Origin of the sequence: Actinomycetospora soli (genome assembly GCF_021026295.1) — a bacterium.
GTDB lineage: Bacteria > Actinomycetota > Actinomycetes > Mycobacteriales > Pseudonocardiaceae > Actinomycetospora > Actinomycetospora soli.
The window spans coordinates 25,231-42,054 of sequence record NZ_JAJNDA010000011.1; the positions used below are offsets into that span (position 1 = coordinate 25,231).

General features: G+C 72.6%; 11 protein-coding genes. 9 read left to right on the forward strand and 2 right to left on the reverse strand.

Annotated elements, in window-relative coordinates:
* The first annotated feature begins 31 nt into the window (after window positions 1-31).
* Entirely contained in the window at window positions 32-1,567 is a 1,536-nt protein-coding gene (locus LN037_RS18455; RefSeq protein WP_230755287.1) for an APC family permease, read from the forward strand.
* 21 nt (window positions 1,568-1,588) lie between these two features.
* Here LN037_RS18455 and LN037_RS18460 read toward each other — a convergent pair whose 3' ends face one another.
* Entirely contained in the window at window positions 1,589-2,539 is a 951-nt protein-coding gene (locus LN037_RS18460) for an IS481 family transposase (RefSeq protein ID WP_230755289.1), read from the reverse strand.
* A 167-nt stretch (window positions 2,540-2,706) separates the two neighbouring features.
* Window positions 2,707-4,353: a long-chain fatty acid--CoA ligase gene (locus LN037_RS18465; protein ID WP_230755291.1), complete on the reverse strand. Its 1,647-nt coding sequence runs from the start codon at window positions 4,351-4,353 to the stop codon at window positions 2,707-2,709.
* 401 nt (window positions 4,354-4,754) lie between these two features.
* Between LN037_RS18465 and ahcY the strand changes: the two genes are divergently transcribed.
* The 8 genes from ahcY to secA all read left to right on the forward strand — a co-directional run bounded on the left by ahcY (window position 4,755) and on the right by secA (window position 16,537).
* On the forward strand, window positions 4,755-6,239 hold the full coding sequence (gene ahcY / locus LN037_RS18470; RefSeq protein ID WP_230755293.1) for an adenosylhomocysteinase: 1,485 nt from the start codon (window positions 4,755-4,757) through the stop codon (window positions 6,237-6,239).
* Window positions 6,240-6,484: 245 nt separating this feature from the next.
* The gene (locus tag LN037_RS18475; protein WP_230755295.1) at window positions 6,485-7,189 is read left to right on the forward strand and encodes a dTMP kinase; all 705 of its coding nucleotides are present in this window, start codon (window positions 6,485-6,487) and stop codon (window positions 7,187-7,189) included.
* Complete coding sequence (gene mtrA / locus LN037_RS18480; RefSeq protein WP_230755297.1) at window positions 7,186-7,863, forward strand: MtrAB system response regulator MtrA; 678 nt, start codon at window positions 7,186-7,188, stop codon at window positions 7,861-7,863. Before LN037_RS18475 ends, mtrA begins: the two co-directional genes overlap by 4 nt.
* Window positions 7,864-7,893: 30 nt before the next feature.
* On the forward strand, window positions 7,894-9,723 hold the full coding sequence (mtrB, locus tag LN037_RS18485; protein ID WP_230755299.1) for an MtrAB system histidine kinase MtrB: 1,830 nt from the start codon (window positions 7,894-7,896) through the stop codon (window positions 9,721-9,723).
* Window positions 9,720-11,510 (forward strand): LpqB family beta-propeller domain-containing protein, encoded by a 1,791-nt coding sequence (locus LN037_RS18490; RefSeq protein WP_230755301.1) that lies wholly within the window; start codon window positions 9,720-9,722, stop codon window positions 11,508-11,510. The genes mtrB and LN037_RS18490 overlap by 4 nt, the downstream gene beginning before the upstream one ends.
* Before the next feature lie 126 nt (window positions 11,511-11,636).
* Window positions 11,637-12,365 (forward strand): ComF family protein, encoded by a 729-nt coding sequence (locus LN037_RS18495; RefSeq protein ID WP_230755304.1) that lies wholly within the window; start codon window positions 11,637-11,639, stop codon window positions 12,363-12,365.
* A 113-nt stretch (window positions 12,366-12,478) separates the two neighbouring features.
* On the forward strand, window positions 12,479-13,186 hold the full coding sequence (gene hpf, locus LN037_RS18500; RefSeq protein WP_230755306.1) for a ribosome hibernation-promoting factor, HPF/YfiA family: 708 nt from the start codon (window positions 12,479-12,481) through the stop codon (window positions 13,184-13,186).
* A 177-nt stretch (window positions 13,187-13,363) separates the two neighbouring features.
* Window positions 13,364-16,537, forward strand: a complete 3,174-nt coding sequence (gene secA / locus LN037_RS18505; protein WP_230755308.1) for a preprotein translocase subunit SecA — start codon at window positions 13,364-13,366, stop codon at window positions 16,535-16,537.
* Window positions 16,538-16,824: the final 287 nt, after the last annotated feature.

The following is a 16,824-nucleotide window of genomic DNA, read 5'->3' on the forward strand; positions in this document are numbered from 1 at the left end:
CACGAAATTGACAGCGAGAGGGGGCCGGGCCATGGCGACGACCACGCCTTCGCCGCGCACGAACAGCCTGTTCCGCACCAAGTCGGTCGAGCAGTCGATCCGCGACACCGATGAACCGGACAGCAAGCTGCGCCGGGAGCTCGGTGCGCTCGACCTGACCGTCTTCGGCGTCGCGGTGCTGATCGGCGCCGGCATCTTCACGATCACCGCGCGCGTGGCCGGGGACATCACCGGACCCGCCGTCGCGATCTCCTTCGTCATCGCCGCGATCGCGTGCGGCTTCGCCGGGCTCTGCTACGCCGAGTTCGCCTCGACGGTGCCGGTGGCGGGCAGCGCCTACACGTTCTCCTACGCGACCTTCGGCGAGTTCATCGCCTGGATCATCGGCTGGGACCTCGTCCTGGAGTACGCGCTCGGCGCGGCGGTGGTCTCCACGAGCTGGGCGAAGTACCTCGGCCAGCTGTTCACCGGCGACGGCACCGCCGCCACGGTCTCGATCGGCGGGCTCGCCGTCGACTGGGGCGCGATGCTGATCATCGCGGTCCTCACCGTGGTCCTCGTGCTCGGCATCAAGCTCTCCAGCACCGTGTCCAGCGTGATGACGGCGGTCAAGGTCGGCGTGGTCCTGCTCGTCATCGTCGTCGGCGCCTTCTACATCCGGTCGGCCAACTACTCGCCGTTCATCCCGCCGCCCGGTGGCGAACAGGAGAGCGGCGGTGGCGTCAAGTCCTCCCTGCTCTCGCTCATCGCGGGCAGCGACGGCTCGACCTACGGCATCTACGGCCTGCTCGCCGGTGCCTCGCTGGTGTTCTTCGCGTTCATCGGGTTCGACGCCGTGTCCACCACGGCGGAGGAGACGAAGAACCCGCAGAAGGACCTCCCGCGCGGCATCCTCGGCTCGCTCGGCGTCGTGACCGTCCTCTACGTCGCGACGTCGCTCGTGCTGGTCGGCATGGTCAGCTACACCCAGCTGCAGACCGGCCCGAACGGCGACTCGGCCACCCTGTCCACGGCGTTCTCGCTCGTCGGGGCGAACTGGGCGTCCACGATCATCGAGGTCGGGGCCCTCGCCGGCCTCACGACCGTCGTCATGGTGCTGATGCTCGGCCAGAGCCGCGTGTTCTACGCGATGGCGCGCGACGGGCTGCTCCCGCGGAACCTGGCGAGGACCGGGTCGCGCGGCACCCCGGTCACGATCACGATCATCATCGGCGTGCTGTGCGCGGTGCTCGCCGGCTTCTTCCCGGCCGACGAGCTGGAGTCGATGGTCAACATCGGCACGCTGTTCGCCTTCGTGCTCGTCGCCATCGGCACCTGGGTGCTCCGCAAGCAGCAGCCCGACCTGCCCCGCAGCTTCGTCGTGAAGGGCCTGCCGATCGTGGCGACCCTCGCGGTGATCTCCTGCCTCTGGCTGATGATCAACCTGACCGTCGAGACCTGGATCCGGTTCATCGGCTGGATGGTGCTCGGCGTGATCATCTACTTCGCCTACTCGCGCCGGAACTCGGTGCTCGGCAAGCGCGAGCGCGGGGAGCTGCCGGAGCAGACCGGCACCCCGCAGTCCTAGGTGTCGTGACCCGTCACGTTGTTAGCAGGCGAGGCGGGTGATCGGTGGTTGGCCGCCGAGGGCGGAGTGGGCGCGGCGAGTGTTGTAGTCGTGGACCCAGCTGTCCAGGGCGGCCAGCCGCGCGGAGTTGCTGGTCCAGGGCCGGGCGTAGGCGAACTCGGTGAGCAGGGTCCGGTTGAGCCGCTCGACCTTGCCATTGGTCCAGGGACAGCCGGGCTTGATGAACCGGCGGCGGATGCCGAGGGCGACGCAGACCGCGGCCCAGTTCCGGCCGCGGCGGTAGGCCAGGGCGTTGTCGGTCAGGACCCGTTCGACGGTGACCCCGCGGGTCCGGAACCAGGTCGCGGCGCGGTGCAGGAACCCAGCACAGGTCAACTCCCGCTCGTCGGGCTGCGCTTCGATGTAGGCCAGCCGCGAGTGGTCGTCGATCGCGACGTGCAGGTAGTCATAGCCGTTGCCGCGACCGCGGACCGCTTCGCTGCGCCCGTGCAGCCGCCACCCGCCGCCGTCAGGGACCCGGCCGAGCTTCTTGACGTCGACGTGGAGCAGCTCGCCAGGGCGGGAGCGTTCGTAGCGCTCGCCGCTGTGGCGACGCCGGACCGGCTCGCCGGTGATCGGGTCGATCGCCGAGAGCGCCGGCACCTGGTGGCGGCGGAGGATCCGTCCGACGGTGGAGGCGACCAGCCCGAGCTCGCCGGCCAGGAACACCGGACCGCGGTGACGATCGCGGCGCAGCTCCAGGACCTGGGCCTCGACCTCGTCGGCGGTGCGCCGCGGCATGGTGTGCGGGCGCGAGGGTCGGTCCTCGAGACCGGCTTCGCCGTCGGTGTCGTAGCGGTGGATCCACTTCGCGACGGTGCCGCGGGAGACCCCGAGCTGCTCGGCGATCCGGGCTTGCGGCCACCCGGCTTGGTAGCGGTGCACGATCAGCAGGCGCGCGTGAACGGTCAGACGGGCATTACGGTGCGGCACCGAGGGCCTCCGGTGGTCGAGATGGATGCGTCAGACACACCCACCTCGCCTCGGAGGCCCTCCTCGATCAACCCGACACGCCGCCGCACACAACGTCTCGGGTCACGACACCTAGGCCGGGCGTTCCCGACGGCGGGTCGCGCGACCCGCCGTCGGGACCTCGGGTCTCAGCCCTTCTCGGCCGCGAACTTCTCCCGCAGCGTCTTCTTCGAGAACTTGCCCGTCGAGGTCTTGGGCACTTCGTCGATGAAGACGACGTCGTCGGGGATCTGCCACTTCGCGACCTTCGTGGCCAGGTACTCCTTGACCTGCTCCGCGGTCAGCTCGGCGCCGTCGCGGATCACCACGCACGCCAGCGGACGCTCCGACCACTTCTCGTCGGGCACCGCGATGACGGCGGCCTCGGCGACCTCAGGCATCCCCATGATCTGGTTCTCCATGTCCACCGAGGAGATCCACTCCCCGCCCGACTTGACCAGGTCCTTCGTGCGGTCGACGAGCCGGACGTAGCCGGTGGGGTCGATGATCGCGACGTCGCCGGTGCGCAGCCAGCCGTCGGCCGTGAACTGCTTCCCGCCGTCCTCGTTTCGGTAGTACGACGCCGCGATCCACGGGCCGGCGGCCTGCAGCTCGCCCGACGAGGAGCCGTCCCACGGGACGATGTCGCCGGTGTCCGGGTCGGCGAGGCGGAGGTCGACGAGCGGGGTCACCTGGCCCTGCGTGGCGCGGACGTCGGCGAGCTCGTCGTCGGACAGGTCGTCGTGGATCGAGCGCAGCATGCCCGTCGTCGCGATCGGGCTAGTCTCCGTCATGCCCCAGGCCTGCGTGATCGGCAGCCCGATCTTCTCCCGCCAGCCCTCGGAGAGCGACCGTGGCACGGCCGACCCGCCGCAGAGCACGAGGCGCAGGTGCGGGACGTCGGCCCGCTCGAGCTCGGGCAGCACGCCCATCCAGATGGTGGGGACACCCGCGGTGAGCGTGACGTCGTGGTCGCGCAGCATCCCGGCGATCGCCTTCGGCACCATGTTCGGGCCGGGCATCACCAGTGACGCGCCGCAGAACACCGCCGCGTACGGGGTGCCCCAGGCGTTGGCGTGGAACATCGGCACGATCGGCAGCAGGACGTCCCGCTCCACCAGCCCGGCCACGTCGGCCATGAGCAGCGCGATCGAGTGCAGGACCGTCGAGCGGTGCGAGTAGACGACGCCCTTGGGGTTGCCGGTGGTGCCGGACGTGTAGCACATCGCGGCCGCGCGGTTCTCGTCCGCGACCTCGAAGGGCCCGGTGAACGGCTCGACCGAGGCGAGCAGCTCCGCGTGGTCGACGATGCGCTCGTCGGCGGGGACCTCGGTGTCGGCGCCGTCGTCGATCACGACGAACTTCTTCACGTTCGGCATCTGGTCGGCGAGCGGCCAGAGCATCCCGAACAGCGCCCGCTCGACGAAGATCACCTCGTCGTCGGCGTGGTTGACGATGTAGACGAGCTGCTCGGGGAAGAGCCGGATGTTGAGCGTGTGCAGCACGCGGCCGGTGCAGGGCACCGCGAAGTACAGCTCGAGGTGGGTCGGGGTGTTCCAGCAGAAGGTGCCCACCCGGGCGTCCTCGGCGACGCCGAGCGCGTCGAGGGCGGCGGCGGTGCGCCGGACGCGCTGCGCCCAGTCCGCGTAGGTGGTCGTGGTGGCGGCGCCCCCGACCCCGAGTCCGGTGATCTGCTTGTGGCCGAACATCTGCTCGGCCCGGTGGAACACGTGTGGCAGGGCGAGGGGACGGTTCTGCATCTGTCCGAGCACGGGCGCGGCCTTCCTGGGCTGCATCGACGATGACGGGACGGTCAGCCTACGGTGGTTGTGGCGGCGGTCATACCGTTCGCGTCCGCAGGTGGTCCTGTGACCGGATCGACTGTGACCCGGGTGACGAACCAGGACTACCGGGCGCCCACCTGCGGGGACATTCCGCGGTCGGGCGGAGTGGCTCCCGTTCGCCTTGACCGACCCCGGGACCTGTGTGAATCTCGGAGCACGGAAATCGACGCACGTGACGTGCGACGGAGCCGCCGAGTGGCGCTGCAACGGGCCTCGCGCCCGCCACGCTCGGTGGATTCCGCACCATCGCAAGGGCGCCTCAGGACGGTGGAGGACCGTGCCCGAGGCCCGGCGGTGAACCGGGCCGATGACGCGGTCGTACCACTCAACCCACGACGAGCGGACGAGGAGTCATGGCAGCAGTAGGCACCACGCACGAGAAGTACGCCGAGAAGAACGGGATCGACTTCGCGGTCGCCGACCTCTCGCAGGCCGACTTCGGCCGTCGCGAGATCCGGCTCGCCGAGCACGAGATGCCCGGGCTGATGGCCCTGCGGCGCGAGTACGCCGAGGCCAAGCCGCTGCACGGCGCCCGCGTCTCCGGCTCGCTGCACATGACGATCCAGACCGCGGTGCTCATCGAGACGCTGGTCGAGCTCGGCGCCGAGGTCCGCTGGGCCTCCTGCAACATCTTCTCCACCCAGGACCACGCGGCCGCCGCGGTCGTCGTCGGCCCGCACGGGACCCCGGAGGAGCCGAAGGGCATCGCCTGCTTCGCCTGGAAGGGCGAGACGCTGGAGGAGTACTGGTGGTGCGCCGAGCAGATGCTCGCCTGGCGTGACGCCGACACCCGCGGCCCGAACATGATCCTGGACGACGGCGGCGACGCCACCATGCTCGTCCACAAGGGTGTCGAGTTCGAGCAGGCCGGCGTCGTGCCGACCACCTCGGACGAGGACCCGGCCGAGTACGGCGTCGTCCTCGAGACGCTGCGCCGCTCGCTCGCCGAGGACCCGCAGCACTGGACCAAGGTCGCGTCCGGCATCAAGGGCGTCACCGAGGAGACCACGACCGGCGTCCACCGCCTGTACGAGTTCTTCGAGCAGGACAAGCTCCTGTTCCCGGCGATCAACGTCAACGACTCGGTCACCAAGTCGAAGTTCGACAACAAGTACGGCTGCCGCCACTCGCTCGTCGACGGCATCAACCGCGCCGTCGACGTGCTGATCTCCGGCAAGAAGGCCGTCATCTGCGGTTACGGCGACGTCGGCAAGGGCTCGGCCGAGTCGCTCGCCGGCCAGGGCGCCCGCGTGACGATCACCGAGTCGGACCCGATCTGCGCGCTCCAGGCGCTCATGGAGGGCTACGACGTCCAGACCCTCGACAACGTGATCGAGACCGCCGACATCGTCATCACGACGACCGGCAACAAGGACATCGTCACCCTCGACCACATGAAGCGGATGAAGCACCAGGCGATCCTGGGCAACATCGGCCACTTCGACAACGAGATCCAGATGGAGAAGCTGGAGCGCTCGGGCGACGCCCAGCGGCTGAACATCAAGCCGCAGGTCGACGAGTGGCGCTTCCAGGACGGCCACTCGATCATCATCCTGTCCGAGGGCCGGCTGCTGAACCTCGGCAACGCCACGGGCCACCCGAGCTTCGTCATGTCGAACTCGTTCGCGAACCAGACGATCGCGCAGATCGAGATCTTCACCAAGCCCGGTGAGTACCCGGTCGGCGTCTACCGTCTGCCGAAGCACCTCGACGAGAAGGTCGCGAAGGTGCACGTCGAGGCGCTGGGCGGCGAGCTGACCAAGCTCACCAAGGACCAGGCCGAGTACATCGGCGTCGACGTCGAGGGCCCGTACAAGCCGGAGCACTACCGCTACTAGTCAGCCGCGGCAGGCGGAACCGGTGGTCAGCGCTCGTACCTCGCACTGCTCACCGGTCCGCGCCGCGTAGGCGGTCCTGACCTCGGAGGGCCCCGTCGCCACGTGCGGCGGGGCCCTCCGTCGTGTCCGGGCCCGCCGGGCGAGGGTGACGTGGGGCAGGTCCCGGGCCCGCCGGACCTGCCTGGTGCGCACCTCGCGGGTCCCGCACCCCGGTCACACTGTGTTCCTGGCTAGCGTGGCCGTCCGTGGGTGTTCTGGTGGCCGTCGAAGGGCTGGACGGGGCGGGCAAGGCGACCCTGGTGGCCGCCCTGCGGCGCTGCGCCGAGGCCCGCGGAGCCACCGTCGACACGATCGCGTTCCCCCGCTATGACGACGACGTCCACGCCGCGCTCGCGGGTGAGGCGCTGCGCGGCGCCCACGGCGACACCGGCGCGTCGGTGCACGCCATGGCGCTGCTGTTCGCCCTCGACCGACGGGGCGCCCGGGCCGAGCTCGCCACCCGCCGTCGGGGCTGCGACCTGCTGCTGGTCGACCGCTACGTGGCCTCGAACGCGGCGTACGGCTCGGCGCGCGTGCACGAGACCCTCGGGCCCTTCGCGCAGTGGGTGCACGCCACCGAGATCGAGCGCTTCGGGCTCCCCGTGCCCGACGCCCAGGTGCTGGTCCGCGTCCCGCCGGACCTCGCGGCGCAGCGGGTCCGCGACCGTGCGGCGCAGCAGCCCGAGCGGGCGGCGGACGGGTTCGAGGCCGACGCCGCCCTGCAGGGCCGGTGCGCCGCGGTGTACGACGCCCTGGTCACGGAGCAGTGGCTGGCACCCTGGTGGGTGTCGGACAATCGGCAGTCGGGGGATGAAGCGCTCACCCGTACGGCTGACGCGGTCCTGGATGCCGTGCTGGGCGACGCATTCGCTCCCGGATCGTCGGTGAGAAGTGACACCATTGAGACATGAGTTCCCGAATCCTCGTCGTGGACGACGACTCCTCGCTCGCCGAGATGCTGACGATCGTCCTGCAGGGCGAGGGGTTCGAGACGACCGTCGTCTCCGACGGGGCCGAGGCGCTGCCGACCGTCCGGGAGGCGGCCCCGGATCTGGTGCTGCTCGACCTGATGCTCCCGGGCATGAACGGGATCGACGTGTGCCGCGCGATCCGGGCGGAGTCCGGGGTGCCCGTCGTCATGCTGACCGCGAAGACCGACACGGTGGACATCGTGCTCGGCCTGGAGTCGGGTGCGGACGACTACATCGTCAAGCCGTTCAAGCCGAAGGAACTGGTCGCCCGGATCCGGGCCCGGCTGCGGCAGTTCCCGGCCGAGCCGAGCGAGCAGATGCAGATCGGGGACGTGACGATCGACGTGCCGGCGCACCAGGTGCGCCGGGGCGGCACCCCGATCCCGCTCACGCCGCTGGAGTTCGACCTGCTCGTCGCCCTGGCGCGCAAGCCGCGGCAGGTGTTCACCCGCGAGGTGCTGCTCGAGCAGGTGTGGGGCTACCGGCACGCCGCCGACACGCGGCTGGTGAACGTCCACGTGCAGCGGCTGCGCTCCAAGGTGGAGAAGGACCCGGAGCACCCCGAGGTGGTGCTCACGGTGCGCGGTGTCGGCTACAAGGCCGGACCGCCCTGATCGGCATGACCCCCCGCCCCGGCGCGCGCCGTGGCTGACCGTCTCGCCGGGCTCCGCCGCCGCGCCGAACTGGCCCTCGCGGAGCGGGTCGGCGCCGTCCGCGTGCTGTGGCGGCGCTCGATGCAGCTGCGGGTGGTGCTGTCGACGGTCGCGATGTCGACCGTCGTCGTCCTCGTGCTCGGCCTGGTGCTGCAGACCCAGATCGCCGACCGGCTGCTCGAGGGCAAGGAACAGGCCGCCCTGGTGCAGGCCGACATCAGCCGCGGCAACCTGGAGCGCGACCTCGCCCGCGTCGACCCCGATCGCGACGGCACCCAGGCCACCCTCGACGAGGCCCTCGACGGGCTGACGTCGTCCGGCTCGGGCTCCGACCGGGACGCCGGGGCGTTCGAGGCGGTCCTCGTCGCCGGCACCGAGGCGATCGGGACGCCGGGGGCCTCCGGGGGCGGCGGCTCCGGCACCGACCCGTCGTCGGGACCCTCCGGCGTGGTGCCCCCGCAGCTGCGCGCCCCGGTGCTCAAGGGGTTCCTCGCCACCAAGTACGTGACGGTCAGCCAGGGCGGACGGCCGGACGTGCCGGCCTACGTCGTCGGGCAGCCGGTGCGCACCGCGGGTCGGAACCTCCAGCTGTACCTGATCTTCCCGCTCTCGGCCGAGCAGCGGACGCTGGCGCTGATCCAGTCGACGCTCGCCCTCGCCGGGCTGGCGCTGCTGGGCCTGCTCGCGGGCATCTCGAGCATCGTCACGCGGCAGGTCGTGCGGCCGGTCCGCCAGGCGGCCGACGTCGCCGAGCGGTTCGCCGACGGGCACCTCGACGAGCGCATGCCGGTCTACGGCGACGACGAGGTGGCCCGGCTCGCCGAGTCCTACAACGAGATGGCCGCCAGCATCCAGCAGCAGATCCACCAGCTCGAGGAGTTCGGGGCGCTGCAGCGGCGGTTCACCTCCGACGTCAGCCACGAGCTGCGGACGCCGCTGACGACGGTGCGCATGGCGGCGGAGGTGCTGCACGCGCAGGCGGAGGACATGGATCGCATCGCCCAGCGGTCGGCCCAGCTGCTCGTCGACGAGCTGGACCGCTTCGAGTCGCTGCTCGGCGACCTGCTCGAGATCAGCCGGCTCGACGCCGGGGTGGCCGAGCTCGCCGTCGAGCAGGTCGACGTGCGCGACGTGGTGCGCCGCGCCGCCGAGACCGTGCGGCACCTGGTCGACGACACCGCGACGCCGCTGCTGCTCGACCTCACCGATCTCGCCGTCGCCGAGGTCGACCCGCGCCGGGTCGAGCGCATCCTGCGCAACCTGCTGGCCAACGCGATCGACCACGGCGAGAGCCGCCCGGTGGAGGTGCGGGTGGCCGCCGACGACCACGCCGTGGCCGTCGTGGTCCGCGACCACGGGGTGGGGCTCAAGCCCGGCGAGGCCGGGCTTGTCTTCAACCGGTTCTGGCGCGCCGACCCCTCCCGCCAGCGCCGCAGCGGCGGCACCGGCCTCGGCCTCGCCATCAGCCTCGAGGACGCGCGGCTGCAGGGCGGCTGGCTGCAGGCGTGGGGCGAGTCCGACCACGGGGCGGTGTTCCGGCTGACGCTGCCGCGCACCGCCGGGGACCTGCTGCGCACGAGCCCGCTCCCGCTGATCCCCGTCTCCGCCGCCCCCGCCGAGGCCGAGCCCGGCATCCACGAGGCGGCCGGCACCACGGGCACGGCGCTGCCCCCGCCGGAGACCGGCGAGTTCGCGGTGGTCGTGCCCGAGGAGCTCGGGGACCCGTCGTCGGGATCGGGATCGGGATCGGGATCGGGATCGGGGTCGGAGACCGAGCGCAGCGGAGCCCGACCACCGGGACTGCCCGAGGACGCGCGGTGAGGCCGTCCCGACGACGGGTCCTCGCGCTGGTACTCGGGCTCGTGGCGCTGCTGCTCGCCGGGTGCGCCACGGTCCCCGGCTCGTCCGACGTGACCGTGCTGCGCCGGGTCGGCGACCCCGCCGAGCCCTCCGCCCCGCCCGGACCGGCCCGGGGCGCCGGACCGCTGGAGATCGTCCGCGGCTGGATCCTCGCCTCGGGGGCGACGGCCGAGCGCCACAGCGCGGCGCGGGCGTTCCTCAGCCCGGCCACGGCGGGCAGCTGGGACGACGGCGCCTCCCCGACGGTCGTGTCCGACCGCGTGGACACGACGTTCGTCTCCGGCAGCGGCCAGTCGCCGGACGCCGCCGTGCGGGTCCGGGCGGACAAGCTCGGCACCCTGCGGCCCGACGGGGCGTTCGTGGCCGACCCGGGCACGGTCGACGTCACCGTGCGCCTGTCCCAGGACAACGGGGTCTGGCGCATCGCCGACCTGCCGCCCGGGACGATCGTGCGCCGCACCGACCTGCGGGCGAACACCCGCCCGGTGCGCATCTGGTTCCTCGCGGCCGTCGGCGGGGCGCCGGTGGGGGAGACCCGCTACCTCGCGACCAGCCCCGCGCGCTCGGTCGCCTCCCGGGTGCTCGACGAGCTGCTCTCCGGGCCCTCCGAGGACCTGCGGGGTGCGGCGTTGTCGGCCCTGCCGCCGGGCGCGATGCTGCGGTCCGCGGTGGGGACCAGCCCGGACGGCGTGACCACCGTCGACCTCACCCGCATCGGCCCGGTCGACGCACTCGACGAGGGCCGCCGGACCGAGATCGCCCAGCAGATCGTGCTGACGCTCGCGGGGGTCGGCATCGACCGGGTCGCGCCGAGCGTCGACGGCGAGCCGCTGGTCGCGGGCCGCACCGAGCTCGGCGTCGCCGACGTCCTCGCCGCCCTGCCGCCGCTCGTGCGCGAACGCCGGGACCTGCCCAGCGACAGCGCGTCGTCGCCCGCGGCGACCCCGCCCGCCGTCGTGGTGACCGGCGGGCGGGTGCTGACCGTCCCCGAGAACCCGACCGCGGCGAGCTCGGGCGGGCCCGACCTGGTCACGGGCGTGGACGACGCCCGCAGCGCGAGCCTCTCGCCCGACGGGCGGGACGTGGCCGTGGTGGGCAACGGGCCCGACGGGATGCGGCTGTGGGTCGGGCGCTCCGGCGCCGCGGCGACCCCGAGCCCGGTCGCCGGCCGGTTCGTCGGCCGGCCGTCGTGGACCCCGGACGGCAACGAGGTGTGGACGGTCGTGGACGGCCGACCGGTCCGCGCGGCGCGCGCCGGCTCCGTCCTGACCCCCGTCGCGCTCGACACCGCCACGCTCGCCGGCTACGGGCCGCCGACCACGCTGCGGCTCTCGCCCGACGGCACGAAGGTCGCGCTGGTGGCCGACGGCCGGGTCCTCGTCGCGACCGTCGTCCGCGACACCGGGGGCGGCGCCCGCCTCGGGCCGGTCCGCGTGCTGCGGCCGGGCCCCGTCGGCGAGGCCCTCGCGGGCGTCCTCGACGTCACCTGGTCCCAGACCGACCGGCTCGTGGCGGTCGGCACCGCGCTGGGCCGCCCGGTGCAGATCGCCTCGGTCGACGGCCTGGAGCTCGACAGCCCGACCACCACCAACCTCACGCCGCCCGTCACGGCGGTCGCCGCCGCCCCGGAACGCCCGACCCTCGTGGTGGACCAGGGCGGGCTGTGGTCGCTGCCCGCGAGCGGCGGCGACGTGTGGAGCTCGGTGCCGGGCGGGTCCAACTCGTCGGTCCCGGCCTACCCGGGCTGATCGGCACCGCCGTCCGCCGCAGTCGCGTGGCGGACGGCGCAGCGCGCTGTCCCCAGGGGGCCCTGCGTCCCCAGGCCTCCGTGCGCCGCTGGCGGTCGGCGGGCGGGGCGGCCGAGCATCGGTGGGGTGATCGGAGCCCTGTGGCGCGCCCTGCTCGACCTCCTGCTGCCCACGCCCTGCGGGGGCTGCGACGCGGTCGTGGAGCCCGGGCAGGGGCTGTGCGCGACCTGTCGGGCGGAGCTGGCGCGCCCCGTCCCCGCGCCCGAGCTGCCGGGCCTGCCGCCCGCGATGGCGCTCGCGCCCTACCGCGGCGCGCCGCGGCGGGTGGTGATCGCCTACAAGGAACGGGGTCGGCGGGACCTCGCCGCGCCGCTGGCCGCCGCCCTGGCCGCCGCGCTCGCACAGGCCCTGCCGCGCGGACCGTGCGTGCTCGTCCCGGCGCCCTCCCGGCCGGGGGCCGCGCGGGCCCGGGGCGGCGACCACATGCTGGGCCTGGCCCGCGCGGTCGCGGCCGGCACCGACCACGTGGTGCTGCCCGCACTGCGGCTCTCGTGGCGGGCGCGCGACTCGGTCGGCCTCGACGCCCGGGAGCGCGCGGCGAACCTGACCGCCCACCTGCGGCTCCGGCGGAGGGTGCGGCCCGGCGACGGGCGGCCGGTCGTGCTCCTCGACGACGTGCTCACCACCGGGGCGACCGCCCGCACCTGTGCCCGGGCCCTCGCGGCCGCCGGGCTGCCCGTCGACCTGGTCCTCGTGGTCACGGCGGTCGGCGCCCGACGGCCGGTCGTGCCCGGAGGTCGCCCGACCCGGGGGACGCCTGCGCGACACCTTCCGGCCACCCGCCGGAGTCGCTAGCGTGTCCCCTCTCACCGGTCGATCGACCGAGAGGAGGCACGAGGAGTCCTACCGCGACGCCACGGGCCTGCTCGGCCGAGTGGCGGCGCTCCTTACTTCCCCCGGGAGTTGATGTGGAGATCGTCATCTGTGGCCGCAACGTCGAGGTCCCGGAGCACTTCCGTGACCACACGACCGAGAAGCTGGGCCGACTCGGACGCTATGACCACAAGGTCATCCGGATGTCCGTCGAGCTCTCGCACGAGAACAACCCACGTCAGACCAAGACCTGCCAGAGCGTCGAGATCACGGGCCGCGGGCGTGGCCCCGTCGTCCGCGCCGTCGCCAGCGCCGGTGACTTCTACTCCGCGCTCGACCTGGCCATCGGCCGGCTCGAGGAACGGATGCGCCGCGCCCACGACCGCCGCGTGCACAAGTCCGCGCGCCGCAAGGTCGCCGTGGGCGCCGGTGGCCCGAACGAGGAGCTGCCGACCTCCGGCGCCGAACTCGACGAATCGCTGCCCGATCCGCTGCGTGACACCACCGACAGCACCGCCGGCGCCGACTCCGCCGACCACACCGACACCACGTCCGCCGGGACCGTCCCGGCCGCGCGCGAGGCCCTCGACGACCGCTTCGACCGGGAGGTCGACGGCGACGGCCCCGGCCACATCGCCCGCGTCAAGGAGCACGAGGCCGTGCCCATGACCGTCGACGACGCCCTCTCCCGGATGGAGCTGGTGGGGCACGACTTCTTCCTCTTCTCGGACAAGTCGAGCGGACGGCCGAGCGTGGTCTACCGGCGTCGCGGCTACGACTACGGCGTCATCCACCTCGTCTGACGCCGCCTCCCTCCGGGGTCGGGGCGTCCCGCGTCGGTTCCGGGACCCGGTCGGGCGACGACCGGGCCCCGGACCGCTCCGGTGGTGCGCGCTTACCATGGGGTGTGCGCCCACGCACTCCGCGCGAGTGCGCCGGACGCGGGCCGACGACGACGAGGACGAGCGAGGTCACCCATCGTGGTGCTGAACCGACTGCTGCGGGCCGGCGAGGCGAGGACGGTCAAGCGCCTCGGCGCCATCGCGGACTACGTCGACACCTTCGCCGACGAGATCGAGGCGCTGTCCGACGCCGAGCTGCGGGGCAAGACCCAGGAGTTCCGCGAGCGCTACGCCGACGGGGAGTCGCTCGACGACATGCTGGGCGAGGCGTTCGCGGTGGTCCGCGAGGGCGCCCGGCGCACCCTCGGCCAGTACCACTACCGCGTCCAGCTCATGGGCGGCGCGGCGCTCCACCTGGGCAACGTCGCCGAGATGCGCACCGGCGAGGGCAAGACCCTGGTCTCGACACTGCCCGCGTACCTGAACGGGATCACCGGCGACGGCGTCCACGTCGTCACCACCAACGACTACCTCGCCCGCCGCGACTCGGAGTGGATGGGCCGCGTCCACCGCTTCCTCGGCCTCACCGTCGGCGCGATCTACGCCGAGATGCCGCCCGAGGAGCGCCGCGAGGCGTACAAGGCCGACATCACCTACGGCACCAACAACGAGTTCGGCTTCGACTACCTGCGCGACAACATGGCCTGGTCCAAGGCCGAGTGCGTGCAGCGCGGCCACGTCTTCGCGATCGTCGACGAGGTCGACTCGATCCTCATCGACGAGGCCCGCACGCCGCTGATCATCTCCGGCCCCGCCGAGCAGAGCGCCCGCTGGTACTCCGAGTTCGCCCGCCTCGCGCCGAAGATGACCAAGGACCTGCACTACGAGGTCGACGAGCGCAAGAAGACCGTCGGGGTCACCGAGGACGGCGTCGCCTTCATCGAGGACCAGCTCGGCATCGAGAACCTCTACGAGGCGGCCAACACCCCGCTCGTCGGCTACCTGAACAACGCGATCAAGGTCAAGGAGCTCTTCCTCAAGGACAAGGACTACATCGTCCGCGACGGCGAGGTCCTGATCGTCGACGAGTTCACCGGCCGTGTGCTCGCCGGCCGCCGCTACAACGAGGGCCTGCACCAGGCGATCGAGGCGAAGGAAGGCGTCGAGATCAAGCAGGAGAACCAGACCCTCGCGACGATCACGCTGCAGAACTACTTCCGCCTCTACGAGAAGCTCTCCGGGATGACCGGTACGGCCCAGACCGAGGCCGCCGAGCTCTCCAAGACCTACAAGCTCGGCGTCGTGCCGATCCCGACGAACCGGCCGCCGCAGCGCGTCGACCAGCCCGACCTCGTCTACAAGACCGAGGCCGCCAAGTTCGAGGCCGTCGCCGACGACATCGCCGAGCACTACGAGCGCGGCCAGCCGGTGCTGATCGGCACCACGAGCGTCGAGCGCTCCGAGTACCTCGCGAAGCTGCTCGTGCAGCGCGGCGTCGAGCACTCCGTGCTGAACGCCAAGTTCCACGAGCAGGAGGCCGGCATCATCGCGCAGGCCGGGCGCCGCAAGGCGGTCACGGTCGCGACGAACATGGCCGGTCGCGGTACCGACATCGTCCTGGGCGGCAACCCGGACTTCATCGCCGACCTCGAGCTGCGGGCCAAGGGGCTCGACCCGGTGGAGACCCGCGAGGAGTACGAGGCGGCCTGGGACGACACCCTGGCCCGGGTCAAGGAGGACGTGCGCCGGGAGGGCGAGGAGGTCAAGAAGGCCGGCGGCCTCTACGTCCTCGGCACCGAGCGCCACGAGTCCCGCCGCATCGACAACCAGCTCCGCGGTCGCGCCGGCCGTCAGGGCGACCCCGGCGAGTCGCGCTTCTACCTCTCCCTCGGCGACGAGCTCATGCGCCGGTTCAACGGCGCCATGGTCGAGACGATCATGACGCGGTTCAACCTGCCGGAGGACATGCCGATCGAGGCCAAGATGGTCTCCCGCGCGATCCGCAGCGCGCAGACCCAGGTCGAGCAGCAGAACTTCGAGATCCGCAAGGACATCCTCGAGTACGACGAGGTCATGAACCAGCAGCGCACGGTCGTCTACGACGAGCGTCGCCGCGTGCTCGACGGGGAGAACCTGTCCGAGCAGATGCAGAACATGATCGTCGACGTCGTCACCGCCTACGTCGACGGCGCCACCTCCGAGGGCTACAGCGAGGACTGGGACCTCGAGAAGCTCTGGGAGGGCCTGCGCCAGCTCTACCCGGTCTCGGTGCGCTGGGAGGACGTCGTCGAGGAGCACGACGACGTCGACCGCGACGTGCTCGTCGAGGTCCTCACCGAGGACGCCCTCGCCGCCTACGAGCGCCGCGAGGCCGAGATCAACGGCATCGTGCCCGAGGGCGGGATGCGTGAGCTCGAGCGTCAGGTGATCCTCTCGGTGCTCGACCGCAAGTGGCGCGAGCACCTGTACGAGATGGACTACCTCAAGCAGGGCATCGGGCTGCGGGCCATGGCCCAGCGCGACCCGAAGATCGAGTACAAGCGCGAGGGCTTCGAGATGTTCACCTCCATGATGGAGGGCATCAAGGAGGAGTCCGTCGGCTTCCTGTTCAACCTGACGATCCAGGTCGAGGAGGTCGCGCCGGTCGACGCGGTGCCGGGCGCCAACCCGAACACCGACACGGCCATGCAGCCCGCGATCCAGGCCGACCCGCAGGACGGGCGCCGGCTCACGACGGCGGGTGCGGCCCCGGTCTCGGCGCCGACCCGCCCGGTGGGTCCGGTGGGCGGCACGCCGCCCGGGCGCCCCGCGGGGCCGCCCCGCATGGTGTCGCCCGACCCGCGCTCGACGCCGACCACGGCGATCCCCGCGGCGGGCCGGCCCCAGGCGCCGGTCGACCGGCCGTCGCAGCCGAGCGCCCCGCAGCCCCCGGTGCCCACCGGGCGCGCGGGACGCGGTGGGGTGCCGAACGGACGGCAGGGTCGCCAGGCCCCGCCCGCGGCCGACCCGGCGACGCGCCCGACCGCGGCCGGCCCGGCCATGTCGCAGCTCGGCGGCGCGCCCGTGCCGGACGCCTTCCGGGGCGCGGGCCTCGGCGGGAACCGGCCGCAGCAGCTGAACTACTCCGGGCCCGACGAGGACGGTCGGGCGGCCCCCGCGGGCGGCAACGGCCGCCAGGGTGGTCGGCACGCGGGCGGGGCCGGCAACCCGCAGCAGGCGCGCCGGGCCGACACCCCGTCGCGCAACGCGCCGTGCCCGTGCGGCTCGGGTCGCAAGTACAAGCAGTGCCACGGGGCGCCGGCGCGCAGCTGACGCCGTCGCATCCGCGTGGCCACCCCGGCCGCCTTGTCGTGGGAAGGGCACGCCTGCCGGCTGCCTTGTCGTGGTGAGTCACCGCGACAAGGTGGGCCTGCGGGGTCGGATGGCCGCGACAAGGTGGTGGCGGGGCGGCGCGGGGTCCTCGGTGTGCGCGTCGGGCGGTGTCGGCCCTGTTCGGACTGCCTTGTCGTGGGAAGGGCACGCGAGCCGGCCGCCTTGTCGTGCTGAATTGCCGCGACAGGGTTGGCCTCCGGTGTCGAATGGCCGCGACAAGGTGGGCC